Genomic DNA, 24,254 nt, shown 5'->3' on the forward strand with positions numbered 1-24,254 from the left:
TCGCAACAGCGAAACGCCGTCAGAACCCCGCGACGCTGCCGTGCAGATCGTATGCGTCGGCACGCTCGATCTTCGCGGTGACGATCTCGCCTACGCGCAAGGGGCGGCGGCTGGAGAGATAGACTGCGCCGTCGATCTCGGGTGCATCGGCCTTGGAGCGGCCCTTGGCCACCGTCGGGCCGACCTCGTCGATGATGATCTGCTGGCGCGTGCCGACCTTGCGCTTCAGCCTGCGCGCGGAAATCTTCTGCTGGCGGGCCATCAGCGCGTTGTAGCGCTCCTGCTTGACCTCTTCCGGCACGGGGTTCTCGATCGCATTCGACGTCGCACCCGCAACCGGCTCGTATTTGAAGCAGCCGACGCGGTCGATCTCGGCTTCATCCAGCCAGTCGAGCAGATAGGCGAAGTCGGCATCGGTCTCGCCGGGGAAGCCGACGATGAAGGTGGAGCGCAAGGCGAGATCGGGACATTCCTCGCGCCAGCGCTTGATGCGCGCGAGCGTCTTGTCCTGCGCCGCCGGGCGCTTCATCGCCTTCAGCACCTCGGGGCTCGCATGCTGGAACGGGATGTCGAGATAGGGCAATACCTTGCCCTCATTCATCAGCGCGATGGCTTCGTCGACATGCGGGTAGGGGTAGACATATTGCAGTCGGACCCAGGCCCCGAGCTCGCCGAGCTCGCGCGCGAGGTCGAGGAATTTGGCGCGGACCTGGCGATCCTTCCACGGGCTCTCGGCGTATTTGAGATCGACGCCATAGGCCGAGGTGTCCTGCGAGATCACCAGCAATTCCTTGACGCCGGCACCGACCAGACGTTCGGCCTCGCGCAGCACGTCATTGGCTGGGCGCGAGACGAGGTCGCCGCGCAGCTTCGGGATGATGCAGAAGGTGCAGCGATTGTTGCAGCCCTCGGAGATTTTCAAGTACGCGTAGTGGCGCGGCGTCAGCTTGATGCCCTGCGGCGGCACTAGGTCGAGATGCGGATTGTGGGCCGGCGGCAGGGCGCGGTGCACGGCATCCAGGACGCTCTCATATTGCTGCGGGCCGGTGATGGAGAGCACGCCGGGATAGGCCTGCTCGATCGGCTCGGGTTCCGCGCCCATGCAACCTGTTACGATCACCTTGCCGTTCTCGGCCATGGCTTCGCCGATCGCCGAGAGCGATTCCTGCTTGGCGCTGTCGAGGAAGCCGCAGGTGTTGACGATGACGATGTCGGCCCCATCATGCTTGCGGGCGAGCTCATAGCCCTCGGCGCGCAGGCGCGTGATGATGCGCTCGGAATCCACCAATGCCTTGGGACACCCGAGCGATACGAAGCTGACCTTGGGCGCAGCCGTCTGATCCATATCTAAAACTGCCTGATTGACGGGCCTGAGCTAGTCCCAATTGCCCACAATTACAACCCTTTGCAGGGCGTTCCGGCGTGCTATGGATGAATCACTGGTGGTGAGTGAGCTATGAGCGCCGAACAGTCGCCCAAAATCGTGATCGTCGACGAAAGCCCGATCCGGGCTGCAATCCTGGAGGAAGGATTGCGGGAGGCCGGATTCACGCAGGTCGTCCATATCCGCGAGATGCAGAGCCTGCTTGCCCGTATTTATGCGGTCGACCCCGACATCATCCTGATCGATCTGGAGAACCCCAGCCGCGACGTGCTGGAGGCGATGTTCCAGGTCAGCCGCGCCGTGAAGCGGCCGATCGCGATGTTCGTCGACCAGAGCGATTCCGCCTCGATCCAGGCCTCGGTCGAGGCGGGGGTATCCGCCTACATCGTCGATGGGCTGAAGAAGGAGCGCATCAAGCCAATCCTCGACCTCTGCGTGTCCCGCTTCAACGCCTTCGCCAAGCTCCAGGAGGAGCTGGAACGCACCAAGTCGCAGCTCGAGGACCGCAAGATCATCGAACGCGCCAAGGGCATCCTGATGAAGGTGAAGGGTCTGACCGAGGACGAGGCCTATGTGCTGCTGCGCTCCACGGCGATGCGCGAGAAGAAGAAAATCGGCGAGATCGCGCAGTCGATCATCACCGCGTCGGAGATGCTGAAATGACTGCTCCCCTCCGCATCGGGTTCATCCCGCTGGTCGATGCCGCAGCCCTGATCGTTGCCGTCGACAAGGGGTTCACCGCCGCCGAAGGGCTCGACGTCGAGCTGGTGCGCGAGGTGTCATGGTCCAACGTCCGCGACAAGCTCAATATCGGCCTGTTCGACGCCGCGCATCTGCTCGCGCCGGTGGCGATCGCGTCCTCGCTCGGGCTCGGCCACGTCAAGGTGCCGATCGCCGCGCCCTTCAATCTCGGCATCAACGGCAACGCGATCACGGTGTCGCCGGCGCTGCATACGGCGCTGATGGAGGAGATCGATGGCGACCGCTTCGATCCGCTCGCCACCGCCAAGGCGCTGGCGCGAGTGGTCGCCAAACGCCGCAAGGCCGGCGCGGATCCGCTGACCTTCGGCATGACCTTCCCGTTCTCGACCCACAATTACCAATTGCGGTTCTGGATGGCGGCGGCCGGTGTCGATCCCGATGAGGACGTGCGCCTCGTCGTGCTGCCGCCGCCCTACATGGTCGACAGTCTCAAGAGCGGCCATGTCGACGCATTCTGCGTCGGTGCGCCCTGGAACTCGATCGCGGTCGATCTTGGCATCGGCCACATCCTGCATTTCGTTTCCGACATCCTGGCGCGCGCAGCGGAGAAGGTCCTGGCCGTCCGCCAGGTCTGGGCCGACAAGCATCCGGACGTGGTCGCTAGCCTGGTGCGCGCGGCAGTGAAGGCGGCCGAGTTCATCGAGCATCCGGAAAACCGGATCGAAGCGGCGCGGATTCTGGCGCAACCCGAGCGGATCGGCGTCGATGCCGAAGTCATCCAGCGCACCCTCACGGGACGCCTGAAGATTTCGCCGGACGGTACCTTCCGCGAGAGCGGCCGCTATCTCCTGGTCGGACGCGAGGAGGCAGGGCGCCCCGATCCGGTCCAGGCCGCCTGGCTCTATGCGCAGATGGTGCGGTGGGGGCAGGCGGCCTTGAGCTCGGACGGCGCCAAGACCGCCATGGCGGTGTTCAGGCCCGACCTTTACGACGCGGCCCTCGGCCGCCGCCCGCCCGAGGAAGCCCCGGCGGCATTTGGGGCCTTCGCCGGGCCCGTATTCGATGCCGACAACATTTTGGGGCACCTCGAGGCCTTCGAAGTGGGGCGTTGGAAGGCCTGATTCGTCGTTGCATAATTATTGTGCAATTTGGCGCATCGGCTAAATTTTGAGCCGAGTGCTCGAATTTCATGAGGCGCTGCGGGACCGGAAGGTTCCGGGATCTCCGCTAATTTCTTGAAATCACGACGTCTTTCATTTCGCCGAAGCTGGCACGCAACTTGAATGTTGCACTGCGGCCAGCTTGTCACAGGTGACTGCTGAGCCAAGTCCCGCAGCAACGAAGCTGATCGGACCGTTGGGTGGCTAGGCCGGCTCTCGAGCCAGCAAGGTGCCCTTCGGGTCGCGCCAATTTCCGTCGATGCCACCTCGGTGGCCGCAGGAGCTTCGTTACCGACCATGAAAATCGATACGCTCGCAGTCGACTTTACCGACGAGCAGAAACGCTATCTCGAAGGCTTCACGACCGGTCTGCAGATCAGCCGGGTCGGTCGCGGTCTCGGCGGCAGCGGTGCCGGCAAGGCGAACGCCGAGCCCACCGGCCCCGATGCTGTGCACATCAAGGCGCAGGACAAGGTCATCGCCGCCGGCAAGAAGCTCGCCGACCAGGAGAAGTTCAAGCGCGACGAGCATCCCTTCGATGCCTATCCGCGGCTGCGCCAGCAGGCGCTCAACAACGCGCCGCCGAGCCCGGCGGACAATTTCCGCTGGCGCTATTACGGCATCTTCTATGTCGCGCCGACGCAGGACTCCTACATGAGCCGCCTGCGGATCCCCAACGGCATCATGAAGCACTGGCAGCTGTCCGGCCTTGCCGATCTCGCCGACGAGCTCTGCGGCCCGTACAGCCACGTCACGACGCGCGCCAATCTCCAGCTCCGCGAGATCCCACCGAAGCATGCGGTGAAGCTGATCGAGGGCATCCAGGATCTCGGCCTATGCTCGCGCGGCTCCGGCGCCGATAACATCCGCAACGTCACGGGGACGCCGACCGCCGGCATCGATCCGCAGGAATTGATCGACACGCGGCCCTATGCGCGCGAGTGGCACTATCACATCCTCAATGATCGCTCGCTCTACGGCTTGCCGCGCAAGTTCAACGTCGCCTTCGACGGCGCCGGCAGGATCGCGGTGCTCGAGGAGACCAACGATATTGCGTTCACGGCTTACGAGGTGAAAGACGGCTTCGGCGTCGAGCCCGGGGTCTGGTTCCGGCTCGGCCTCGGCGGCATCACAGGCCACAAGGACTTCGCCAAATATTCCGGCATCATCGTCAAGCCGGGGCAGGCGACTGCCGTCGCGGACGCCATCGTGCGCGTGTTCATCGACCATGGCGACCGCACCAACCGCAACAAGGCGCGGCTGAAATACGTGCTCGACAGCATGGGCCATGACGGCTTCCTCAAGCTGGTCGAGGAGCGGTTGAAGACGCCGTTCACGCGCGTGCCTGAAGAGGCGTTTGCGCCGCGGCCGGCCGCCGACCGCATGGCGCATGTCGGCGTGCACAAGCAGAAGCAGGACGGCCTCAACTGGATCGGCGTATCGCTGACGCTCGGCAAGCTCACCTCTGATCAGATGCGCGGTCTCGCCAAGGTCGCGCGTGACCTCGGCGACGGCGAGATCCGCCTGACGGTTTGGCAGAACCTGCTGGTCTCGGGCGTGCGCGATGAGAATGTCGAGCTCGCCGTTGCCGCGATCAAGCAGATCGGGCTCGCGGTCGAGGCTTCACACATCCGCGCCGGCCTGATCGCCTGCACCGGCAATGCCGGCTGCCGCTTCGCCGCTGCGAACACCAAGCGCCACGCCGCCGAGATCGGCGACTGGTGCGAGCCACGCGTCGCGATGGACAAGCCGGTCAACATCCACGTCACCGGCTGTCACCATTCCTGCGCGCAGCACTACATCAGCGACATCGGGCTGATCGGCGCGCGCGTGCCAGTCGGCGAGGAGGACACGGTCGAGGGCTATCACCTCTTCACCGGCGGCGGGTTCGGCCCCGACGCCGACGTCGGGCAGGAGGTCTATCACGACCTCAAGGCCGAAGACGCGCCGAAGACGGTCGAAGCACTGCTCAAGGCCTATATCGCCCATCGCTCGTCTCCCGAAGAAACCTTCCTGTCCTTTGCGCGCCGCCATGACGGCGAAACGCTGCGCAAGCTTGCCGATGCACAGGTGTCCGCATGAACCAGATCACGCCTCCGCCGAAACTCGACATCATTCCCGCCAGCGCGCCGTTCTCCGATGCGCAGCGTTCCTGGCTGAACGGATTCTTCGCCGGGCTATTGTCGCCTGACGCGGCCGCGCCGCTGTCGGCCGAGCAGGGCGCTGCCGTCATGCAAGGCGCCGCCGGTGACGGCGACGACGGCGAAGCGCCATGGCACGACCAGACCATGCCGATCGCGGACCGGATGAAGCTCGCCGAGGGTCGTCCCGTGCGCCGCAAGATGATGGCGGCAATGGCACAGCAGGATTGCGGCCAGTGCGGCTACAATTGCCACGACTATTCGGAGGCGATCGCGAGCCGCAGCGAAGCACGGCTCAACCTCTGCGTCCCCGGCGGCAAGGAAACCGCGCGGATGCTTAAGTCGCTGTACGAGGAGCTCGACAAGGCCGCAGTGGCCAAAGCGGCGGACAAAGCGGACGCTCCGGCGCCGGCCGTGACCGTGACGATCGCGGAGCCGGGCCGCTCACGCGACAACCCAGTTGCCGCGACCTTCCTGTCGCGCCGCCTGCTCAACAAGGGGAAATCGGAGAAGGAAACCTATCACATCGAGTTCGATCTCTCCGAGAGCAAGCTCGACTACGTCGTCGGCGACAGTTTTGGTGTGTTCGCGCGCAACGATGTCGGCCTCGTCGACCAGATCATCGCGCTGCTCGGTGCCTCCCACACCACGAAAGTCAACGGCAAGACGCTGCGCGAGGTGCTGATCGACGACGTCTCGCTGTCGCCGGCGCCCGATACGCTGTTCGAGCTGATCTCCTTCATCACCGGCGGCGCGCAGCGCGAGAAGGCGCGAGCGCTGGCGCAGGGCGAGGATCCCGATGGCGATGCCGCCACCCTCGACGTCATGGCGGCACTCCAGAAGTTCTCGGGCACGCGGCCGCACCCGGAGGCCTTCGTCGAGGCGCTGGAGCCGCTCCAGCCGCGGCTCTACTCGATCTCGTCCTCGCACAACGCGACGCCTGGAAAGCTGTCGCTGACGGTAGACTCCGTCCGCTACGTCATTGGCAAGCGCAAGCGCCTCGGCGTCGCCTCGACCTTCCTCGGCGAACGCATTGCCGAAGGCGAGCAGCTCAACGTCTATGTGCAGAAGGCACACGCCTTCGGCCTGCCGCGGGATCCGAAGACGCCAGTTATCATGATCGGCCCCGGCACCGGCATCGCGCCGTTCCGCGCTTTTCTGCTCGATCGCAAGGCCACCGGCGCGCCCGGCAAGAACTGGCTGTTCTTCGGGCACCAGCGCAGCGATTGCGACTTCTTCTACCAGGAGGAGCTCAACGCGATGAAGACGTCGGGTCTGCTCACGCGCCTGTCGCTGGCCTGGTCGCGCGATGGCGAGAAGAAGTTTTATGTGCAGGACCGCATGCGCGAGGTCGGACGTGAGGTGTGGACGTGGCTTGCCGAAGGCGCGCATCTCTACATCTGCGGCGATGCCAAGCGCATGGCCAAGGACGTCGAGCGTGCGCTGGTCGACATCGTCGCCCAGTTCGGCGCGCGTTCGACCGACGAGGCCGTCAGCTTTGTCGCCGAGCTCAAGAAGACCGGCCGCTTCCAAGCTGACGTCTACTAAGGCGCGAGAACATCGGGATGAGCCTTGTAGGGTGGGTTAGCCTTGCGGCTGCGCAAAGCGCGGTCCGCATGGCGTAACCCACCATACAGTGACCCATGTTGACCCCGTCGGGCCCGACTCGGTTCCAGCTGGATCGGATTCTAACGAATAAGATTCTCGGAACCGGGGTGGCGGAAGAATTTGCGCCTGCGATGCCGACCTTTCAGAGAACCGTCATCGCTATTTCCGCAGCCACCTTGCCTCCCGCCAGGGTTGATCCTTCATAATCCCACAAATGGGGCGTTGGAGATCGACCATGCGCGAACTATCGGCGGAAGCCAGGCTGCATTTCTACGCGCGCTCGCTCTCGCGGCGGACCGGGGCGAGCGCCCATCATCTGGCGCTCTATAGCGCGTTTGCCGTCATCGCGGCGATCGTGTTCGGCACGCTCTCGGTGCATCCGTTCTGATGCTCCAGTAGGGTGGGCAAAGGCGCGCCCTTCGCGCGCCGTGCCCACCATCTTTCAACACACGAGATCGACAAGGTGGGCACGCTCCGCTTTGCCCACCCTACGGCACCGCCGTGCCTCACGCCCCGCGCTTGAACGGCGCGACCTCGATCCCGGCATTCTTCAACGCCTGACGCACACTGCGCGCGATCTCGACCGCGCCGTGCGTATCGCCGTGGATGCAGACCGTGTCGGTGCGCATCTTGATCACCTTGCCTGTCACCGACACCACCGCACCGTCCTGCACCATACGCACGACGCGATCGGCGATCACTTTCGCATCGTGCAATACCGCGCCGGGCTTCTTGCGCGAGACGAGGTTGCCGTCGTCCTCATAGGCGCGGTCGGCGAACACCTCGTGCACCATCGGCAGATTAGCCGCTTCGCCGGCCTTCACCAGCTTCGAATTGGCGAGCACGACGAAGATCAGGCTGGGATCGACCGCCTTGATGCCGGCGGCGATCGCCTTCGCCGTCATGTCGTCCTCGCAGGCGACGTTGGAGAGCGCGCCATGCGCCTTCACATGGGTGACCTTGTGGCCGGCCGCGGTCGCGATCGCCTGCAACGCGCCGATCTGGTAGGCGACGAGGTTTTCGATCTCGGAGGCCTTCAGGCCCGCGATCGGATGCCGGCCGAAGCCGTGCAGGTCGCGGTAGCCCGGATGCGCGCCGACCGAGACGCCGCGCGCCTTCGCGAGCTCCACCGTCCGGCGCATGATATCAGGATCGCCGGCGTGGAAGCCGCAGGCGACGTTGACCGAGCTCGCCAGCTCGATCATGGCGGCGTCATTGCCCATTTCCCACGCGCCAAAACCTTCGCCGAGGTCGCAATTGAGGTCGATCGTCTTCATGGGTGCTCTCCGCCTCTGGTCTTTGTTGCCGTTTACGGTTCCGCCGCGACCTGCCACGTCCCGGCGTCGACGGCGCTCACGGCATAGCCCGCAACGTTAGCATCGCTGAGCGCCTCGATGTTGAGCGCGACGGTGTCGGCAGAGCGCAGGCGATCGGGCAGGCTGCGGATCAGTTGCGCGAATTTGCGCGCCTCGTCCTGCGCCTCGGCCATGCTGACGGCCTTGAAGCGGAATGCGGTTCCCGCCGAGGTCTGCGCGAGGCGGCCGACATCGGCCGTGATCACCGTTGCGATCTTCGGATAGCCGCCGGAGGTGCCGCGATCCATCATCAGCACGATCGGCGCACCGTTGCCGGGCACCTGGATGCTGCCGTTGACGGTGCCGTCGGAGACGATGTTGTGGCCGTGTAGATGCTTGATCACGGGGCCCTCGAGCCGGTAGCCCATGCGGTCGGAGGTCGCCGAGATCTTCCACTCGCTGTCCAGGAACAGCGCCTTGTTGGCGTCGTCGAACTCGTCGTCCTGCGGACCCAGCAGAACACGGATCGGGCCGCTCACGGGCTTCGGCAACTCGATCCGCAATTCGCTCGCGCCGCTGGCGGCATCGACGCTGAACTCGTCGCCGGCCTGCAGCGGGCGCGGGTAGGGGCTGCCGAGGCCCGCGCGCGCATTCACGGCGAGGCTGCCGAACACCGCCTCGCCCTTGATGGCGCCTTCGATGGCGAGATAGGTGAAGGCGCCGCCGCGGGCAAAGCCCAGCGTCAGCGTCTCGCCATCCTTCAAGGTCACCGATGTGTCCATCGCGATCGGATTTCCGGCGATATCCGCATTGCGCGGCGCGCCTGAAATCGCGACGCGCACGGCACCATCACGGGCGGTGAAGGAGGCGCCGAATGGACCGATCTCGACTGCGGCCGCAAACGGCCCGTTGCCGACAAGCGTGTTCGCCGCAGCAAGCGACAGCCGGTCCATCGCCCCGCTCACCGTCAGGCCATAGCGCTGCGCGCCGTAACGGCCGCCATCCTGAACCGAGCTTGCAGGGCCGATGCTGGCGACGACGAGCCGGCTCATGCGACCACCTGCTCGGCGACGATCTCGCCGGCTTCCGCAGCGCGGTCCAATTCCTCGAACGTCTTGTGGTCGATGGCGAAAAACGTCACGCGATCACCGGGTTCGGTCAGGAAGGTCGGATTGCGGTGGAGCTGATAGGTTCTGACAGGCGTGCGGCCCAAAAGGTGCCAGCCGCTCGGGGCAGCCAGGCATTGGATCCCGGCCTGGACGCCGCCGATCGAGATCGTGCCGGCCGGCGTCAGCACGCGCGGATTCTGCCGGCGCGACATGTGGAGGGATTTGTCGAGGCCGCTGAGATAGGACCAGCCCGGCGTGAAGCCGATCATGGCAACCTTGTAGTCGCCGGCAACGTGGCGGGCGACGATGTCGTCGGGCGTGGTGCTCAGCGCCTTGGCGACGTCCTCGAGATCGATGCCGTGCTCGCCGCCATAGGCGACGGGAATGCGCCAGCGGCGCGCCTTGGTCGCCCGCGGCAACTTCTGGCTGGCGAGCGCGATCAGCTTGTCGCCGAGCGTATCGAAACCGATTTTGCCGGGATCGTAGTGCACCAGCAGCGAGCGATAGGTCGGCACGGCTTCAGTGATGCCGTCGATCGGGCTTGCTGAAAGCGCCTTGTCGAGCGCCAGCACGCGCTGGTTGGCATCGTCATCGATGGTGCGGCTGAACTCGACCGTGACGGCGCTGTCGCCACTGGGCAGAAGGCGGGGCGGGGGAAGCGTCGCGGCCATGAGCTGTCGAAATCGGGCTTCTGAAGAATGCGGCCCCCGGCGTTCGAGTTCCGCTTCTTCCTGCTTCGCGTAAATGCGTCCGCAAGTCCAATAAATTAATGCTGGGGGAAGCGATAAGGCCTTGTTATCGCGTCGCATAATAGCCCAGCGGCCCTGCGTTATTGCTAGCCTCTTGGCCCTTGACGCAAGGGCTGCGGCTCGCAAGATGCGCGCGTTCTTTCCCGCCCATCCGGAGCTCGTCTGTTTCCATGTCGCTGTCCCCCGAAGCCCGCAAGACCCTCGCCGGCATCACCACCGCCACCATCACCACGGTCCTGCTGAAGAAGGGCCTGCGCAATGTGTGGATGCGCGGCGCGCGGCCGCTGCGTCCGGGCCTGCCGCGTCTGGTGGGACCGGCCTTCACCCTGCGCTTCGTGCCCGCGCGCGAGGATCTGGCGACGCCGGAAACCTGGTCGTCGCCGATCTCGACCCGCACCGCGATCGAGGCGATGCCCGAAGGCTGCATCGCCGTGGTCGATGCCATGGGCATCACCGATGCCGGTATCTTCGGCGACATCCTCTGCGCGCGCATGGTCAAGCGCGGCGTGACCGCGCTCGTCACCGACGGCGTCGTGCGTGACGTCGAGGGCGTGCTCGGCACCAATCTTCCGGTCTGGTGCGACGGCTATGCCGCGCCGCCTTCCGTCGCGGGCCTGACCTTCGTCGGCTGGGGCGAGCCGATCGGCTGCGGCGGCGTCGCCGTTTTCCCGAACGACATCGTGGTCGCCGACCAGGACGGCTGCGTGCTGATCCCGCAGGCGATGCTCGATCACGTGCTCGCCGAGGGCGTCGAGCAGGAGCGGATGGAAGCCTGGATCGTCAACGAGGTGAACAACGGCGCCGTGCTGCCGGGCCTCTATCCCATGAACGCCGAGACCAAGGCGCGCTACGCCGCCAGCAAGAAGTAATCGGGAAGCAGCGAGGTAATCCCAATGGAAATCACTGTTGCAGGCACGCGGCCGACCCGCCGCGCGCCCAATGAACACTTCACCGGCACCGTGTGGCAGGACCCCGTCATCATGGCGCCCGCGCCGGCACGGCTGAACTGCTCGCGCGTCGCGTTCGAACCGGGCGCGCGCACCAACTGGCATCACCATCCGCTCGGCCAGACGCTCTACGTCATCTCCGGCGTCGGCCGCGTCCAGTCCAAGGGCGGCCCGATCCGCGAGATCCGCCCGGGCGACACCGTCTGGATTCCGCCGGGCGAATTGCATTGGCACGGCGCGTCGCCGGGCAACGGGATGTGCCACATCGCCATGCAGGAAGCACTCGACGGCGTCTACTCGACCTGGCTGGAGCCGGTCACCGACGCGGAGTATGGGGCGGCGCTGGGCTGATCCTCGTGCCCTGGACAAGACGCATCGCCCTAAGGCGATGCGTCGCCGGGCCGGGGCCCAGACTCTTCCGAGCGATTGACACTGCTGGGTCCCGGCTCAGCGTCACGGCACTTCGCGCCGCGCCGCGTCCGGGACACAAGACCTACATCCGCTCCGCCGTCCACGTGCCCGTGCACATGGCGCCGCGCCAGGTGCCGGAGCCTGACGTGCCGCTGAGCCGGCCGAAGCCGACGGCGCGCTTGATGCCGGTGCTTAAAGTGACGTTGATGTTGCCGGCATCGGCGACGCGGCCCGACGCCGTCACCGCAGCGCTGCTTGATGCGATCTGACCATTGTTGATTCCGATCGCGACGGTCGCGCCGTTGCCGCAGGTCTCGCTCGATGACGAGATGCGGACATTCCATGTGCCGTCGAAAGTGCTTGTCGTGGCACCGGCCTGTGTCAGCGGAAAGGCAATGGCGACAAGCGTAACGAAGAGTCCTGTGCGAATGCCGTTCATGGCACGCCCCTGTGGTTGACCATGCAGGGGACCGTGGCACGGCTCGCAGAACCGGCGATGTGAGGGGGCTCACGCCTGCAGCAGGCTCTGTGAGGTGGCTCACCTCGCCATCACACCGCGGACAACGCAAAGGGGCCCGGATCACGGGCCCCTCGTTCTGATCAGAGCATCGAAGCCAAACTCAGTTCACGCGCGTCCAGGTTTGGCCGCCGCAGAACATGCCGCCGAAGGCGCAGCCCTGCACGCGCAATCGGTCGGTGCCCTTCATCGCGATCGTCGAATCGTAGGTCGAACCGGAATTGGGATCGAGGATGCGGCCTGACCATTTCTGGTCCTTGCCGGGCTTCATGTTGATCAGGACCTGCTCGCCGTTCTGGTTCGATTTGGAGTCGACCGAATAGCCGCAGAGATTGGTGCCGCATTGCTCGATGCGGACCTTGCCCTCCTTCTCCTCGGTGAGCCAGACGCCGAGCGGCGAATTCTGATCGCGCGTGGGCGCGGTTGCCGGAGCAGGCGTGGCTGCGGCCGCCTGAACGGGAGCGGGCGCAGGCGCCGGGACGGGTGGCGGAGGCGGCGCCGGTGGTGCGGCAGCCACGGTCGGGGCGGGCGGCGGGGTCACAGCGGGCGCTGCCTGCTGCTCGACGGGAGCAGGGGCCGGAGGCGGCGCAGGCGGCGGCACCACGGCCGTTGCGGCCGGCGTGTTGTTGGCAGTGGCGGCCGGCGGCGGGGCCGGTGGTGGCGGAGCGGGAGGCGGCGCAGCAGCTGCGGGTGCAGGCGCCTGCACGGCCGCGGGCGGCGCGGCGGCGGGAGCCGGTGCCGGAGCAGCAGCCGGCGCTTGCGGATCGACCGTGGCTTGCTGCGGCGCCTGCTCGTTCTTCTTGGCCTTCTTGGCCTTGCCCTGGCCGGTGTTGTCGTACACGCCGGGAATCTGCACCGTGCCGCGGTCGGGATCGATGCGGATGGTGCGTCCCCCATATTCGAAGGTGTACTGTGCCTGAGCAGCCGTGCTCGCCAATAGGAATGCGGCCGTGGCCAACAGCTTCCTCATTTCCGTCTCCTGAGCAGATGGTCCCCGGACCGACGCTTACGCCCCGGCTCGATCGCAAAAAGTGATCTAGATCACTGTTCTCGGTATGAGTCGTGCTCGCTCTGATCTTGGTTCAATAACGCCGAACTCGGTCCAGAGTTGGACGTGGCCGGCACAGGGATGACGCAGAAATCCCTGCCTGGACGAGCGCAGGGGGCGCCCGTAAAATCGTTCTGGTTGATGAAATCCATCGGGACACGCACGCCGAACGGCGGCTGCAACACCGACGCGTGAATCATGTTTGGACGACGGCTTTGCCAGACGATTGTGACCGCGGCCTGCTGTCTCGGCGCGGCTGCGGCGCAGGCGGCCGGGATCCGCTTCATCGATGTGCCCGCGGACGCTGGCGGGCTCTCACTCGCAGGCGTCGTGTGGACGCCGTGCGCAGCCAAGGTCGTGGCAAACGAGGGGGCCGCTTTGCCGGGCATCGTGAGGTGTCAGATCGAGGGCGATCGACTGCCCTTGGTCGTCGTCTCGCACGGGCGACGCGGTTCGTTCCTGGCGCACACCGACACTGCGGCCGCGCTGGCCGATGCCGGCTTCGTGGTCGCCGCCGTCAATCATCCTGGCGACACGGCCAAGGACAGCAGCCGGACCGATGAGTTCTCAGTGTTGGTCGAGCGCCCCGCCGACATCAAGCGGCTCACGGATTTCATGCTCAGTGGCTGGGAGCATGCAGCGGTCATTGACACCAGGCGGGTCGGCCTGTTCGGATTCTCCCGCGGCGCCTATACAGGCCTCGTGGTGATCGGCGGCAATCCCGATTTCGGAGCTTTGGCGGCCTTGTGCGAGAAAGCGGCAGCCTCGACGCAAAAATGCCTGGATGTTCGCGCGGGCCGAGTGCCAACCGATCCACCCGTTCACGATCCCAGAGTCCGCGCCGCCATATTGGCGGATCCCCCGCTCTTTGACGGCCTCTTCACCCGCGAACGTCTTGCCGGCGTAACGATACCGATCCTCCTTTGGCGGTCCGAGCTCGGCGGCGACGGCGTCGTGCCTGACGGCATCGATGCGCTGGCGCAGCTTCTTCCGGCACGCCCTGACTACCGCATCGTGCCGAACTCCTCGCACTTCTCCTTTGTCATTCCGTGCCCGCCGAAACTCGCCGAAACCGCTCCGATCCTGTGCACCGATCCGCCGGGATTCGATCGGCGGGCGTTTCACCGCGAGTTCGATGACGCGGCCATCGCCTTTTTCAGCATGCAGCTGAGAAAGAGCGAAGACGGGCACGATTGATTGCCGGCCCGTCTTAATCGAACCATGCGGCGTAGATCTTCCTGTAGCTGCCGTCCTCCATGGAAATATGCAGCCATTGGTCGACGAAGGCCTTCAGCGCCATGTCGCGCTGGAGCCAGTAGGCCTTCTCGGAGAAGTCGAACGGCTTTTCCGGATGCACCGCGCAGAGCACGCCGGCATGCTGCTTCTGCTGGTAGCGCGTCTCGGAGGCGTCGGTCATCATCAGGTCGGCATTGCCCTTGGCGATCTCGTCGAAGATCACGGTGTTGTCGGCGAAGACAGTGATCTCGGCATCCTTGATGTTAGCGCGGGCGAAGCGCTCGTTGGTGCCGCCGGGATTGACGATGACGCGGGTGCCCTTCTTGTCGATGTCGGCGATGCTCTGGTACTTGCCGACGTCGGCGCAGCGCGCGATCGGCGTCTTGCCCTCGCGCATGATCGGCGTGGAGAAGAAGCCCTTCCTCTGCCGGTCGAGCGTGACCGAGACACCGCCCATGGCGATGTCGAACTGGTCGGCCTCGAAATCCTTCATCAACTTCGGCCAGGCCGTCGGTACGAATTCGACCTTGACGCCGAGCGCCTTGCCAAGGGCCTGCGCCATGTCGACGTCGAAGCCGCTGAACTGCTGCGTGGTCTTGTCCAGATAGGTGAAGGGCTTGTAGTCGCCGGTCATGCCGACGCGCAATGTGCCGCGCTTGACGATCTCGTCGAGGCGCGAGGGCGCCTGCTGCGCATGCGCCGAGACATTTACCAGCAACGCCACGGCTAAAGCCGCCCAGATTCGAACGATCATCTCTTTTCCGCCCATGCCCGAGCTGTCATTGTGCAGCTCTTGAGGCGTGGATTTAGACCAGATGCCCGTCGCTGGCGAGGCAGAATTGAAGGGAATTCAGAGGTGACGATCTCGATGTACGAGGCCTCGGTTGGCCTCTTCGTGCCTAACTTGCGCAACCTGTCCGGATTGCTCGACAAGGGCGTCGCCTATGCCGAGACTCGCAAGTTCAATCCGGCGGTTCTGCTCGGTATGCGCCTTGCGCCGAACATGTACGATCTGGCGCAGCAGGTCGGTGAGGCTTGTCGCCATGCCGTGGTCGCCCCGGCCTTGCTGGCCGAGCGCGAGCCGGTCACGCTGCCGGTGCTGGAGCACGACATGGCCGGGCTTCAGGCGCGCATCGCGACGTCGATCGAATTCGTCGAGAGCCTGCCGCGCGCTGCGATCGACGCCGCGGCGGAACGCAATGTCTTCTTCAAGCTGAAGAACGGCACCGAGCTGCCCTTCACCGGGCGGGCGCTGCTGCTGACGTTCAGCGTCCCTCAGTTCTTCTTTCACGTGACGACGGCCTACGACCTGTTGCGGCACGCCGGCGTCGAGCTCGTGAAGAAGGATTATCTCGGGCGCAAGTAGGTAGGCTCGATGTTCGCCTCTCCCCGACGGGGAGAGGTGCAGAGACATCCGGTCTGCAAGCTGCCTTAAGCTTCGCCCTTGCGCTCATAGTCGGCAAGCGAGCTGCGGCCGGCGATCTCGCTGCGCAGCTCTTCGAAGCGCCGATGCGCTTCGTGCTCCTGCGCATCGACGAAATGCACGGCGGCTTCGCTCGTCATCGGGCCGCTGACCACGGGGGCGGACTGCTCGCCGATGGTCTCGTGGACGTAGTACTGGCCGTCATCGCCGCGATGGACCGTCCATTTCAGGCGGATCGCGACCATCGGGCCGGGGCCGATCTTGCTGTAGCCGTCGGCATCGGTGTGCTCCGGCACCAGCGGCTGCTCCTCGACCACCGGATGCTCGTCGACAGCTGGCTGCTCGTCGTTGGCCATGTGCTCACGCTCTCCGGCGACGACCATTTCGGTCTCGGTCTCGCGAACGACCAGAACGTGCTCGGGGTGCTCCAGAATGCTGGCGATGGTCGCCAGCGCGTGGTCAGTCGGGTCGATCTCTGCCAAGGGTCCATCCTCCAGCTCGACGCGCCGGCCAGTCTGTCCCGCCACCGCCGCGCTTCCCTCTCATTACGCGCGTTTGATTAAGGCTGAGTTGGGGCTTGATCTGCACCAAAATGGGACGCTTTCTGGCCTTCCGAAGGCGGGGCGGACGGGCCGCCCGACCATTGGCTCACTCAGCCCAGCACGTCCTGATTGATGACGTTCTGCCGGATGGGATCGCCGTCCAGCGCACTCAGGATGTTGCGCGCGGTCTGCTCGCTCATGCGCTGAACGGCCTCGACGGTGACGCCGGCGACATGCGGGGCCATGATGACGTTGGGCAGCGCGAACAGTGCGTTGCTGAGCGGCGGCGGCTCCACCTCGAACACGTCGATGCCGGCCCCGGCGATCTTTCCAGAAGTGAGCGCGTCATAGAGCGCGGCCTCTTTCACGATTCCGCCGCGCGCGGTGTTGATGAGATAGGATCTCGGCTTCATCCGGCCGATCCGCGCCGCATCGAACAGGCCGGTGGTTTCGGGCGTCTTCGGGCAGTGGATGGTGACGAAATCGGCGTGAGGCAGCGCGGCATCGAGATCGGCGACCGGCTCGCAGCCCGCGGCCTTGATCTCGGCGGCTCCCTTGTAGGGATCGTAGACTTGGACCTTCATTTCCATCGCCAGGCAGCGCTTGGCGGTGCGACTGCCGATCCGGCCGAAGCCGATGATCAGCACGGTCTTGCCGTAGAGATCGAACGGCAGCATGCCGAGCCGGTCGGCCCATTTGCCGTCCTTGACGCAGGCGTGCATCTCCTGCGCGCGCTTGGCCAGCGTCAGCATCATGAACAGCGCCGCTTCCGCGACCGAGGGCGAGTTCGCGCTGCCCGCCACCATCAACGGCACCTTGCGGCGGGAGAGGGCGGGCACGTCGACGGCGTCGTAGCCGACGCCGATGCGGGTCACCACCTTCATGTCGCCGGACGCCTCCAGCTCGGTCTCGCCGAAGGCGGTGGCGCCAAGCGCGACGCCGTGGACCGGTGCATGGCTCTTGAGCAAGGCTTCGAAGTCCTTCGCCGAGATCAGGTTCGAAAACTCGACGAGCTCGATATCGTCCCGCTGGGTGAGGAGGGCGCGTGCCCCTTGCGACAAAGTTTGTGTAACGAAAATCTTCTTCTTGTTGGTCGCCATCGTCCCCTGCCTGCGCGAGTTTCTTGTCCGGCCGTCACAACACGACGCCGGAGGCCTCGTTTAGCAGGTGCATGTTGTTGAGGTCCATCGCCAAACGCATAGGTGCCCCGTCCTTGGCGCCGGCATTGGGATTGACGCGGCCGCAGACCGGAGTGCCGTCGAGCCCGAAATAGACCAGCGTCTCCATCCCCATCGGTTCGGTCACGTCGAGGACGGTCTCGAAGGTTTCGACGCCGGGCTCCAGATGCGCATGCGACTCGGTGAGGTGCTCGGGGCGAAGGCCCAGCAGCAGCTTCTCGGTGCGCGGCAGAGCGTTGTAGCGTGCGGCGCGGGCCGGCGGCAGCGGGAAAGCGATGCGGTCGGTGAGACGGATCTGAAGCGTGCCGCCGACGTCCTCGAGCCGGCACGGGATGAAGTTCATCGCGGGCGAGCCAATGAAGCCCGCGACGAAGCGTGTCGCCGGCTTGTGATAGAGCTCGTTCGGCGTGCCGATCTGCTCGATGCGGCCCTTGTTCATCACCACGACGCGGTCGGCCAGCGTCATCGCCTCGACCTGGTCGTGGGTGACGTAGACCGTGGTGGTGCGCACCTTCTGGTGCACCTTCTTGATCTCGATCCGCATCTGCACGCGCAGCTTGGCATCGAGATTGGACAGCGGCTCGTCGAACAGGAAGACTTTCGGGTTGCGCACGATGGCCCGGCCCATCGCGACGCGCTGGCGCTGGCCGCCGGAGAGCTGCTTCGGCTTGCGGTCGATCAGGTCGGTGATGTCGAGGAGCCGGGCGGCTTCCGTCACCCGCGCCTTGATCTCGGCCTTGGGATAGTGCTTGAGGCGCAGGCCGAACGACATGTTCTCCGCGACCGTCATGTGCGGGTAGAGCGCGTAATTCTGGAACACCATGGCGATGTCGCGGTCCTTCGGCGGCACGTCGTTGACGACGTCGCCGCCGATCATGATGTCGCCGTCGCTGATGTCCTCGAGCCCCGCGATCATCCGCAGCGTGGTCGACTTGCCGCAGCCGGAGGGGCCGACCAGGACGATAAACTCGTGGTCGGCAATATCGAGGTCGATGCCGCGCACGGCTTCGACATCGTCGTAACGTTTGACTACCTTCCGCAAAGCAACGTCAGCCATGAGTCATCAACCCTTTGTCGCACCGGCGGTCAGGCCGGCAATGTAGTAGTCCATCAGGAATGCGTAGATGATCAGCGGCGGCGCCGCGCCAAGCAGCGCGCCGGTCATGATCTGCCCCCAGTTGAACACGTCGCCCTTGATCAGCGTGGTGATGATGCCAACCGGAAGCACGAGCTGATCCGTCGATGTTGTAAACACCATCGGATAGAGGAATTGCGCCCAGGATACCGTGAAGGCGAAGATCGTGGCCGCGATCAGGCCGGGGAGCGCGACCGGGATGAAAATCCGCGTCAAGGTCTGAAACCAGCTCGCACCGTCGATGATGGCGGCCTCGTCTAGTTCCTTCGGGATCGAAGCAAAATAGCCGATCATGATCCAGGTGCAGAACGGCACGGTCAGCGTCGGATAGATGAATATCAGCACATACCATGTGTTGAGCAGGGGGATGCCAGTCCAGTTCTGGACCGTCGCGAACATCTTGAACAGTGGAATGAACAGGAGGCTGTCAGGGATCAGATACGTCAGGAACACGCCGGTGGCGAGCGTGGCCGAGCCCCAGAACTTCATGCGCGCCAGCGCAAAGGCAGCAGGTATGCTGATCAGCATGGTGACGATCACCACCACGATCGACACAATGGCAGAGTTCCAGAAGAAACGCAGGAACTGGTTCGAGGTCAAAAGCTCGACGTAGTTCGAGAGTGTCGGATGGAACACCCACCACGGGTTGGTCGCCGCCGAGATCTCCGCGCTGCTTTTCAACGACGTGATCAGCATGTAGAGCGGCGGTGTCAGTGAGAAGATCGCAAAGATCACGAGGAAGAAATAGGACCAGCGCAGCGCCCAGGCACGGTCGCGGCTCATGCTGCCGTATTTGATCTTGCGCCGCGGACCGGCCTTGTCGATAGCGACAGTGCTCATCAGGCTTCGTTCCCACGTTTAGAGACATCTCGCAGGATGAAAATCGCGGCGACAGCAAGGATCGGCACCATGAACAGCGAGACGCTGGCGCCGAGCGGGATGTCGCTGCCCTCGATGCCGACGCGGAACGCCCAGGTCGCGAAGATGTGGGTGTGGTCGAGCGGACCGCCCGAGGTGAGGATACGCACGATGTCGAAGTTGGCGAAGGTGACGATCAGCGAGAACAGCGTAGTGATAGCGATGATGTTGCGCATCATCGGCAAGGTGACGTACCAGATCCGCTGCCACCAATTGGCGCCGTCGATGGCGGCTGCCTCATAGAGCTGATCAGGCACCGATTTGAGCGCCGCCAAGTACATGATCATGAAGAACGGCGCGCCGTACCAGACATTGACCAGGATGACCGAGAAGCGCGCCCACACGGCATCGCCCGTCCAGGGGATCGGCCCAATGCCGAAGAAGGACAGCGTGTAATTGAAGGCGCTGTAGGACGGATCGAACAGCCAGAGCCACGCGAGCGTGCTCATCGCCGGCGGAATGACCCAGGGTACGAGCAGCATGCCGCGCCATTTGCGCTGGCCCTTGGCCGGAATGTTGTGGACGAAATGCGCGACGATGAAACCGATAAGCGCTTTGAAGACCACGGCGGTAATCGCGAAGATGCAGGACTGCTCCACGACCATCCAGAACGTGTCGCGCTTGAACAGGAAGGTGAAGTTGCCGAAGCCAACGAACTTCTGCATCGACTTGTTCAGCGTGGCGAGATGAACCGAATAGAGCGCGGGGTAGAGCACCAGCAGCGCAATCAGGAGGATCAGCGGCAGCGTCATCAAGAACGCCACTGTCGATTTGTGCTTCATCGCATAGCGCAGGCCCGAGCGTTTGCGCGCTCTCGAAGGGCGGGCGCTTGCTTGCTGAACGGCGACTTCAGCCATGGTGCAGCTTCCTTGCAGAATCGTAGGCGGCGAAGCCGGCATATGCCGGCCCAGGATCGCGTGAATGGGTCGACAGTGGCGGCTCACGCTTCAGCATGAGCCGCCGCGTCAATTCTCGCATCAGCTTCGCATGAAGCCTTCGCACTCGCCCTCTGCCCAAGCGAGTGTGTTTTCCATTTTCTCACCTTGCGCGTAGCGGAGCGCCATCTTGGTCAGCGTCGCCTGTGTATAGATCTGCTGCGCAATTTTTGGCGGAGCCGGCGAGGCCGCGATCGACAACGTCTGATGATTGTAGGGGTTCGGGTAATGATAGAGCGTGCCCTTCGGCGGCCCTTCCTCAGCCCAGGTCTTCAGTGTCGTCATCTTCGCGTACGCCGGCAAATCGTAACCGCCGCTTGCCGCCACGAATTTCTCGATCGACGACGGCTGCGACAAATGGGTGAGGAGGCTCTTGGCCGCTTCCTTGTTCTTGGAGAAGCTCCAGATGCTCCAGAAGAACGGCAGGAAGGGCGCGAAACGTCCCTTCGGACCGGCGGGGAAACCGTGCGTCCAGCACTGCTCGGCGACTTGCGGTGCGTCACGCTTGGCAACCGCCCAGGCGCTCGGCGGATTCATAATTAGCGCACCCCTGCCGGAAATCAGCCATTTGTTGTTCGAAGCGTCATCCCACGACGGGGCGTCCGGCGGCAGGACCGCGATCAGCTTCTTATAGTACTCGAGCGCTTGGCGAACTGCATCCGTTTTGACTGTGAGATCGCCTTTGGCATTGACCAGCTCAGCACCGAAGGACTGAAAAATTGCGCCTGCGGTGTCGACGCTGTCAGTAGTCTCGCCAAGACCAATGCCGAAGGGGAAGCCGGCTTTCTGGCAGGCTTCGGCCGCCTTGAGGAAGGTCTCCATCGTCCAGTTGTCGGCCTTCGGCTGTGAACCCGCCGGATACATCTCCTGCACATCGATATTGGCGTGTTTTTTCATCAGATCGATACGCGAGCAGGGGCCTTTGATCTGGCTGCCGACCGTCGCGGGCACGGCCAGCCATTTGCCGCCAGCCTGGCCGAGATATTTGACCGTGCCGTTCACTTCGCCATTCTGTTTGATGATCGGCTCCATGACGTCGTTGACCGGCTCAAGCAATTCAGCATAGGCATGCGGCTGCCAGCCATTGCCGGACGCGAGAATGTCGTGACCGGACTTCGCTTGCGCTTCGGCGGTCATGGTCAGAAGGAGCTTGTTGCCCTGACTGGTGATGTAGTCGATGGAGACTTCGACCTTCTCCTTCGCGGCCCATTCGTTGACGAGATCGGTCGAGGCCTTGTTGGCGCCCGGCACCCAATGGTCCCAGAAGCCGATCGAGAGCTTGCCGGCGGCGTAAGCGCCCCGGACATAGGGCGCCGTGATCAGCGCCGCGGAGGACATTGCAGTAGCAGCCACAAATTGACGTCGCGTCAGTGTCTTGCGTGACATCTCGTTTCCTCGCCTGGGTGTTGTTGTTGGAGTTTCCTCTGAGAGACTTCTTTCTTCGAGTTCTTGTTGGATTTTCTTATTAGTGCCGTCTTGGTGCCGCCGGCCCGCGTCGGCAATTCACGCAGGTCGCAGCAAATTGGTAGCGCGATCAGATCATGATTGATCGCGTCTGTCGAGAAAGCCGAACGGCTGCTCGTCTAGAACTAAGGGCGTGTCCGGTACCGTCGTGGCCGCATTCAGGACGATGCGTTGCAGGCGAACCGCGGGCGTTCATTTTGCGACGCACACTCTGACCAACCGGGCTCGAACGATCCGTGCGCAATTACGCCGCAGTTTCGAATAAGCCTGCATAACCGCTTCGCGCGAAAGACTTTTCGGACGTGGACAGCAAATGTCCGCGTCTGGACCTCGGCGCGGAGGAAACGATAGAGTTGCAATTGCCATGGGGCTCTCGCCCGACAGGCCAGCAGATCGACGATGGAGACGAGAATGATCAAACCGGCGCTGCCAGCGCGGCTTCACCTGCGACGATGGTTTGCGCTGGGGTCCGTGCTCGCGCTGCTGCTCGGCGCAGCCGCGGTGGCGAATGCTCAAGGTCTGGTCAAAGGCGTTCAGGAGGGAGCCGCGGCCGGAAACAAGGCGGCAGGTCCGGTCGGCGGCGTGCTCGGCGGCGCCATCGGCGGCGTGGTGGGCGTCTTCACCGGCGTGCTCGGCGTCGGCAACAATGGCAATCAGGCGCCGCCGCCCAAGGACACCAGCAAGGACGCCAGCAAGGATTCCAGGCAGCCGGGCGGCAAGGACAAGGATGCCAAGACCGCCAAGGCGGGCAAGGGCGCCAAAGCGAGCAAGGAGGCGAAGAACGCCGCGCCGAATGGCACGGACAACAAGGATAATAAGGATGTTACGGTTCTGACCCAGAGCGGCGCACCGCAGCAGACCGCGGAGCAGATCGTCGCCAACAGCGATTCCTACATCGAGCGGATCAAGACCGAACTGAACCTCACGCCTGATCAGGAGAAGCACTGGTACGGTTTCTCGAGCGCCATGCACTACCTGGGGCATAATGGTGCAGAGCGGCTCAACCTTCGGGTTGCCCGCGCCAAGCGCGATCCGCCCGACGACATCATCGAGCAGATGCGCAACGAGGCGCAGTTCCTGATCGACCGGGCCGCCGACCAGCGCAACGTCGCCGACGCCGCCGAGCCGCTCTATTCGAGCCTCGATGACAAGCAGAAGCAGGTCTTCATTCAGGAGATGGTGCGCCTGAGCCACGAGCGGGGATTGGATTGATCAAGTTGAATCGGATCGGGCGCGCCTGAATTAACGGCGCCTGCCACGAATTCGTGAATCCTCTCCGCAATTCGGTTATGGTTAGCTTCGTAAGGCTGACTGCGGGGTTGATATGGCGGACGGACTCTCCGTTTTCCTGGTCGAAGACGAGGCGTTGATCCGGATGATGATCGCGGACATGGTGGAGGAACTCGGCCACCACGTCGTCGCGGAAGCGGACAATGTCCGCGACGCCAGCGCCTTTGCCATGACCGCGCAATACGATCTGGCCATCCTCGACATCAATCTCATGGGCGTTTACGTCGATCCCGTCGCCGACCTGATCGAGCGCCGTGGAAAACCGTTCCTGTTCGCGACGGGCTACGGGCCGGAGCTGCTGCCGTCCTTGCTCCGGCGTAGGCCGATCCTGCGCAAGCCGATCGCAATGGATCAGCTCAAGGCGATGATCGATTCGATGTTTCCGGAAGCCACAGAGAAGACGCCGCACTGAGTGACGGCGAAGATGCCGCACTGGGTGACGGCGAAGATGCCGCACTGGGTGACGGCGAAGACGCCGCACCGGGAACGCCAACGAAAATGGCCGCCCGTCAGGGCGGCCATTGGCGAAAGAGCTCGGTGCGCTGTCAGATCAGACCGGCGCTGAGATCGATGCCACGGGCGATCAGGCCGAACGAGACGGCCAGGCCCGTGCAGCAGAATAGCAAGATGGTCTTGAACGAAGAATCGGCGAACCGCGCCTCGACGGCGGCCGGCATCACGGCGAGCGAAATCATGCTCATGTTCACTTCCCCCCTTTTGTTGGCCCTGATTTGCCTCAGGTGGGGGAACTCTTAGAGCAAAAAGTTTGACGTCAGATTGCGAGGCATCGTTAACGAAGTCGCAATCACGCCGAGTTCTCCCGCGTCGGGAGGAGCTCGCAAGTCTCAGTTGCGGCCGTTCCTCAGTACCGTGGCAATGGTGCGGGCCGTCATGGCGGCGCGATCCGAGGCGCGCTGGGCAGCCAGCCGGTCTCTGGCCTTTTCCTCGATCAAGAGCTCGATCAAGGCCAGCCGCTTGTTTTCGTTATCCGCCTCGCGCAGCAGGCGGTGGTAGCGGTGATAGTCGAAACCCAAATCCTGTTTACGCATGCCACGCCCCCGC

At 64.1% G+C, this 24,254-nt stretch carries 27 protein-coding genes; 11 read left to right on the forward strand and 16 right to left on the reverse strand.

Annotated elements, in window-relative coordinates; genetic code table 11:
* Nucleotides 1-19 precede the first annotated feature (19 nt).
* Complete coding sequence (gene rimO / locus AAE027_RS05960) at nt 20-1,345, reverse strand: 30S ribosomal protein S12 methylthiotransferase RimO (protein WP_370987277.1); 1,326 nt, start codon at nt 1,343-1,345, stop codon at nt 20-22.
* A gap of 111 nt (nt 1,346-1,456) precedes the next feature.
* Here rimO and AAE027_RS05965 point away from each other — a divergent pair, with 111 nt between their 5' ends.
* From AAE027_RS05965 to AAE027_RS05985, 5 genes are all read left to right on the forward strand, one after another.
* Complete coding sequence (locus AAE027_RS05965; RefSeq protein ID WP_008564898.1) at nt 1,457-2,047, forward strand: ANTAR domain-containing response regulator; 591 nt, start codon at nt 1,457-1,459, stop codon at nt 2,045-2,047.
* Nucleotides 2,044-3,207 (forward strand): CmpA/NrtA family ABC transporter substrate-binding protein, encoded by a 1,164-nt coding sequence (locus AAE027_RS05970; protein ID WP_370987278.1) that lies wholly within the window; start codon nt 2,044-2,046, stop codon nt 3,205-3,207. The genes AAE027_RS05965 and AAE027_RS05970 overlap by 4 nt, the downstream gene beginning before the upstream one ends.
* A gap of 336 nt (nt 3,208-3,543) precedes the next feature.
* Entirely contained in the window at nt 3,544-5,328 is a 1,785-nt protein-coding gene (locus tag AAE027_RS05975) for a NirA family protein (RefSeq protein ID WP_370987279.1), read from the forward strand.
* Nucleotides 5,325-6,935, forward strand: a complete 1,611-nt coding sequence (locus AAE027_RS05980) for a sulfite reductase subunit alpha (RefSeq protein ID WP_370987280.1) — start codon at nt 5,325-5,327, stop codon at nt 6,933-6,935. The genes AAE027_RS05975 and AAE027_RS05980 overlap by 4 nt, the downstream gene beginning before the upstream one ends.
* A gap of 295 nt (nt 6,936-7,230) precedes the next feature.
* Nucleotides 7,231-7,383: a hypothetical protein gene (locus AAE027_RS05985; RefSeq protein WP_035666020.1), complete on the forward strand. Its 153-nt coding sequence runs from the start codon at nt 7,231-7,233 to the stop codon at nt 7,381-7,383.
* 118 nt (nt 7,384-7,501) lie between these two features.
* Here the strand turns inward: AAE027_RS05985 and AAE027_RS05990 are convergent, their stop codons facing one another.
* The 3 genes from AAE027_RS05990 to pxpB are packed head-to-tail and all read right to left on the reverse strand — an operon-like array spanning nt 7,502 to nt 10,070.
* On the reverse strand, nt 7,502-8,272 hold the full coding sequence (locus tag AAE027_RS05990; RefSeq protein ID WP_370987281.1) for a LamB/YcsF family protein: 771 nt from the start codon (nt 8,270-8,272) through the stop codon (nt 7,502-7,504).
* A gap of 32 nt (nt 8,273-8,304) precedes the next feature.
* Nucleotides 8,305-9,342: a 5-oxoprolinase subunit C family protein gene (locus AAE027_RS05995; RefSeq protein WP_370987283.1), complete on the reverse strand. Its 1,038-nt coding sequence runs from the start codon at nt 9,340-9,342 to the stop codon at nt 8,305-8,307.
* A complete protein-coding gene (pxpB, locus tag AAE027_RS06000) occupies nt 9,339-10,070 on the reverse strand; it encodes a 5-oxoprolinase subunit PxpB (RefSeq protein ID WP_370987284.1) in 732 nt (243 codons plus the stop codon). Before pxpB ends, AAE027_RS05995 begins: the two co-directional genes overlap by 4 nt.
* 248 nt (nt 10,071-10,318) lie before the next feature.
* On the opposite strand from pxpB, the gene AAE027_RS06005 reads away from it, so the two are divergent.
* Both AAE027_RS06005 and AAE027_RS06010 read left to right on the forward strand, forming a co-directional pair.
* Nucleotides 10,319-11,017: a ribonuclease activity regulator RraA gene (locus AAE027_RS06005; protein WP_370987285.1), complete on the forward strand. Its 699-nt coding sequence runs from the start codon at nt 10,319-10,321 to the stop codon at nt 11,015-11,017.
* Between the two features lie 24 nt (nt 11,018-11,041).
* A complete protein-coding gene (locus AAE027_RS06010) occupies nt 11,042-11,446 on the forward strand; it encodes a (R)-mandelonitrile lyase (protein WP_370987286.1) in 405 nt (134 codons plus the stop codon).
* Between the two features lie 142 nt (nt 11,447-11,588).
* Here the strand turns inward: AAE027_RS06010 and AAE027_RS06015 are convergent, their stop codons facing one another.
* The 3 genes from AAE027_RS06015 to AAE027_RS06025 all read right to left on the reverse strand — a co-directional run bounded on the left by AAE027_RS06015 (nt 11,589) and on the right by AAE027_RS06025 (nt 13,358).
* Nucleotides 11,589-11,945, reverse strand: a complete 357-nt coding sequence (locus AAE027_RS06015) for a hypothetical protein (protein ID WP_130219951.1) — start codon at nt 11,943-11,945, stop codon at nt 11,589-11,591.
* A 181-nt stretch (nt 11,946-12,126) separates the two neighbouring features.
* A complete protein-coding gene (locus AAE027_RS06020; protein ID WP_370987287.1) occupies nt 12,127-12,993 on the reverse strand; it encodes a DUF2147 domain-containing protein in 867 nt (288 codons plus the stop codon).
* A 71-nt stretch (nt 12,994-13,064) separates the two neighbouring features.
* The gene (locus tag AAE027_RS06025; protein WP_370987288.1) at nt 13,065-13,358 is read right to left on the reverse strand and encodes a hypothetical protein; all 294 of its coding nucleotides are present in this window, start codon (nt 13,356-13,358) and stop codon (nt 13,065-13,067) included.
* A gap of 91 nt (nt 13,359-13,449) precedes the next feature.
* Here AAE027_RS06025 and AAE027_RS06030 point away from each other — a divergent pair, with 91 nt between their 5' ends.
* Nucleotides 13,450-14,268 carry an alpha/beta hydrolase family protein gene (locus tag AAE027_RS06030; protein ID WP_479714205.1) on the forward strand — a complete coding sequence of 273 codons (819 nt, stop codon included), beginning with the start codon at nt 13,450-13,452 and terminating at the stop codon, nt 14,266-14,268.
* 13 nt (nt 14,269-14,281) lie between these two features.
* Here the strand turns inward: AAE027_RS06030 and AAE027_RS06035 are convergent, their stop codons facing one another.
* A complete protein-coding gene (locus tag AAE027_RS06035) occupies nt 14,282-15,061 on the reverse strand; it encodes a transporter substrate-binding domain-containing protein (protein WP_130219994.1) in 780 nt (259 codons plus the stop codon).
* Nucleotides 15,062-15,175: 114 nt separating this feature from the next.
* Between AAE027_RS06035 and AAE027_RS06040 the strand changes: the two genes are divergently transcribed.
* On the forward strand, nt 15,176-15,673 hold the full coding sequence (locus tag AAE027_RS06040; RefSeq protein WP_370987477.1) for a DUF1993 domain-containing protein: 498 nt from the start codon (nt 15,176-15,178) through the stop codon (nt 15,671-15,673).
* A gap of 65 nt (nt 15,674-15,738) precedes the next feature.
* Here AAE027_RS06040 and AAE027_RS06045 read toward each other — a convergent pair whose 3' ends face one another.
* The 6 genes from AAE027_RS06045 to AAE027_RS06070 form a co-directional block, all read right to left on the reverse strand.
* Nucleotides 15,739-16,212 (reverse strand): hypothetical protein, encoded by a 474-nt coding sequence (locus tag AAE027_RS06045; protein WP_164935029.1) that lies wholly within the window; start codon nt 16,210-16,212, stop codon nt 15,739-15,741.
* 170 nt (nt 16,213-16,382) lie between these two features.
* Nucleotides 16,383-17,372 (reverse strand): hydroxyacid dehydrogenase, encoded by a 990-nt coding sequence (locus AAE027_RS06050; protein WP_370987290.1) that lies wholly within the window; start codon nt 17,370-17,372, stop codon nt 16,383-16,385.
* Between the two features lie 34 nt (nt 17,373-17,406).
* Nucleotides 17,407-18,507, reverse strand: a complete 1,101-nt coding sequence (locus tag AAE027_RS06055) for an ABC transporter ATP-binding protein (protein ID WP_128933862.1) — start codon at nt 18,505-18,507, stop codon at nt 17,407-17,409.
* 6 nt (nt 18,508-18,513) lie between these two features.
* On the reverse strand, nt 18,514-19,425 hold the full coding sequence (locus AAE027_RS06060; RefSeq protein ID WP_091894525.1) for a carbohydrate ABC transporter permease: 912 nt from the start codon (nt 19,423-19,425) through the stop codon (nt 18,514-18,516).
* Nucleotides 19,425-20,360 carry a carbohydrate ABC transporter permease gene (locus AAE027_RS06065; RefSeq protein ID WP_091894527.1) on the reverse strand — a complete coding sequence of 312 codons (936 nt, stop codon included), beginning with the start codon at nt 20,358-20,360 and terminating at the stop codon, nt 19,425-19,427. The genes AAE027_RS06060 and AAE027_RS06065 overlap by 1 nt, the downstream gene beginning before the upstream one ends.
* A 120-nt stretch (nt 20,361-20,480) precedes the next feature.
* Nucleotides 20,481-21,824, reverse strand: coding sequence for an ABC transporter substrate-binding protein (locus tag AAE027_RS06070; RefSeq protein ID WP_091894529.1), 1,344 nt, complete (start codon nt 21,822-21,824; stop codon nt 20,481-20,483).
* 489 nt (nt 21,825-22,313) lie between these two features.
* On the opposite strand from AAE027_RS06070, the gene AAE027_RS06075 reads away from it, so the two are divergent.
* Together AAE027_RS06075 and AAE027_RS06080 are read left to right on the forward strand one after the other, a co-directional pair.
* Nucleotides 22,314-23,114 (forward strand): Spy/CpxP family protein refolding chaperone, encoded by an 801-nt coding sequence (locus tag AAE027_RS06075; RefSeq protein ID WP_370987292.1) that lies wholly within the window; start codon nt 22,314-22,316, stop codon nt 23,112-23,114.
* A gap of 112 nt (nt 23,115-23,226) precedes the next feature.
* Nucleotides 23,227-23,604 (forward strand): response regulator, encoded by a 378-nt coding sequence (locus tag AAE027_RS06080; RefSeq protein ID WP_091894533.1) that lies wholly within the window; start codon nt 23,227-23,229, stop codon nt 23,602-23,604.
* 133 nt (nt 23,605-23,737) lie between these two features.
* Here AAE027_RS06080 and AAE027_RS06085 read toward each other — a convergent pair whose 3' ends face one another.
* Both AAE027_RS06085 and AAE027_RS06090 read right to left on the reverse strand, forming a co-directional pair.
* Nucleotides 23,738-23,893 (reverse strand): hypothetical protein, encoded by a 156-nt coding sequence (locus AAE027_RS06085; protein ID WP_176945925.1) that lies wholly within the window; start codon nt 23,891-23,893, stop codon nt 23,738-23,740.
* Between the two features lie 144 nt (nt 23,894-24,037).
* The gene (locus AAE027_RS06090) at nt 24,038-24,241 is read right to left on the reverse strand and encodes a hypothetical protein (RefSeq protein WP_370987294.1); all 204 of its coding nucleotides are present in this window, start codon (nt 24,239-24,241) and stop codon (nt 24,038-24,040) included.
* Between the last annotated feature and the right edge of the window lie 13 nt (nt 24,242-24,254).

Origin of the sequence: Bradyrhizobium sp. DN3, assembly GCF_041357655.1 — a bacterium.
Taxonomy (GTDB): domain Bacteria; phylum Pseudomonadota; class Alphaproteobacteria; order Rhizobiales; family Xanthobacteraceae; genus Bradyrhizobium.

Bases quoted from the DNA above. Each gene is read 5' to 3' on its own strand.
- AAE027_RS06085 (WP_176945925.1), bottom strand. From the start codon at position 23,893: ATGAGCATGATTTCGCTCGCCGTGATGCCGGCCGCCGTCGAGGCGCGG.
- AAE027_RS06020 (WP_370987287.1), bottom strand. From the start codon at position 12,993: ATGAGGAAGCTGTTGGCCACGGCCGCATTCCTATTGGCGAGCACGGCT.
- pxpB (WP_370987284.1), bottom strand. From the start codon at position 10,070: ATGGCCGCGACGCTTCCCCCGCCCCGCCTTCTGCCCAGTGGCGACAGC.
- AAE027_RS06075 (WP_370987292.1), top strand. From the start codon at position 22,314: ATGATCAAACCGGCGCTGCCAGCGCGGCTTCACCTGCGACGATGGTTT.
- AAE027_RS06060 (WP_091894525.1), bottom strand. From the start codon at position 19,425: ATGAGCACTGTCGCTATCGACAAGGCCGGTCCGCGGCGCAAGATCAAA.
- AAE027_RS05975 (WP_370987279.1), top strand. From the start codon at position 3,544: ATGAAAATCGATACGCTCGCAGTCGACTTTACCGACGAGCAGAAACGC.
- rimO (WP_370987277.1), bottom strand. From the start codon at position 1,345: ATGGATCAGACGGCTGCGCCCAAGGTCAGCTTCGTATCGCTCGGGTGT.
- AAE027_RS06070 (WP_091894529.1), bottom strand. From the start codon at position 21,824: ATGTCACGCAAGACACTGACGCGACGTCAATTTGTGGCTGCTACTGCA.
- AAE027_RS06015 (WP_130219951.1), bottom strand. From the start codon at position 11,945: ATGAACGGCATTCGCACAGGACTCTTCGTTACGCTTGTCGCCATTGCC.
- AAE027_RS06050 (WP_370987290.1), bottom strand. From the start codon at position 17,372: ATGGCGACCAACAAGAAGAAGATTTTCGTTACACAAACTTTGTCGCAA.
- AAE027_RS06010 (WP_370987286.1), top strand. From the start codon at position 11,042: ATGGAAATCACTGTTGCAGGCACGCGGCCGACCCGCCGCGCGCCCAAT.
- AAE027_RS06055 (WP_128933862.1), bottom strand. From the start codon at position 18,507: ATGGCTGACGTTGCTTTGCGGAAGGTAGTCAAACGTTACGACGATGTC.
- AAE027_RS05965 (WP_008564898.1), top strand. From the start codon at position 1,457: ATGAGCGCCGAACAGTCGCCCAAAATCGTGATCGTCGACGAAAGCCCG.
- AAE027_RS06080 (WP_091894533.1), top strand. From the start codon at position 23,227: ATGGCGGACGGACTCTCCGTTTTCCTGGTCGAAGACGAGGCGTTGATC.
- AAE027_RS06035 (WP_130219994.1), bottom strand. From the start codon at position 15,061: ATGATCGTTCGAATCTGGGCGGCTTTAGCCGTGGCGTTGCTGGTAAAT.
- AAE027_RS06025 (WP_370987288.1), bottom strand. From the start codon at position 13,358: ATGAAGCGGATCCCGGCCGCCTGCGCCGCAGCCGCGCCGAGACAGCAG.
- AAE027_RS05970 (WP_370987278.1), top strand. From the start codon at position 2,044: ATGACTGCTCCCCTCCGCATCGGGTTCATCCCGCTGGTCGATGCCGCA.
- AAE027_RS05995 (WP_370987283.1), bottom strand. From the start codon at position 9,342: ATGAGCCGGCTCGTCGTCGCCAGCATCGGCCCTGCAAGCTCGGTTCAG.
- AAE027_RS06040 (WP_370987477.1), top strand. From the start codon at position 15,176: ATGTACGAGGCCTCGGTTGGCCTCTTCGTGCCTAACTTGCGCAACCTG.
- AAE027_RS06090 (WP_370987294.1), bottom strand. From the start codon at position 24,241: ATGCGTAAACAGGATTTGGGTTTCGACTATCACCGCTACCACCGCCTG.
- AAE027_RS05980 (WP_370987280.1), top strand. From the start codon at position 5,325: ATGAACCAGATCACGCCTCCGCCGAAACTCGACATCATTCCCGCCAGC.
- AAE027_RS05990 (WP_370987281.1), bottom strand. From the start codon at position 8,272: ATGAAGACGATCGACCTCAATTGCGACCTCGGCGAAGGTTTTGGCGCG.
- AAE027_RS06065 (WP_091894527.1), bottom strand. From the start codon at position 20,360: ATGGCTGAAGTCGCCGTTCAGCAAGCAAGCGCCCGCCCTTCGAGAGCG.
- AAE027_RS05985 (WP_035666020.1), top strand. From the start codon at position 7,231: ATGCGCGAACTATCGGCGGAAGCCAGGCTGCATTTCTACGCGCGCTCG.
- AAE027_RS06005 (WP_370987285.1), top strand. From the start codon at position 10,319: ATGTCGCTGTCCCCCGAAGCCCGCAAGACCCTCGCCGGCATCACCACC.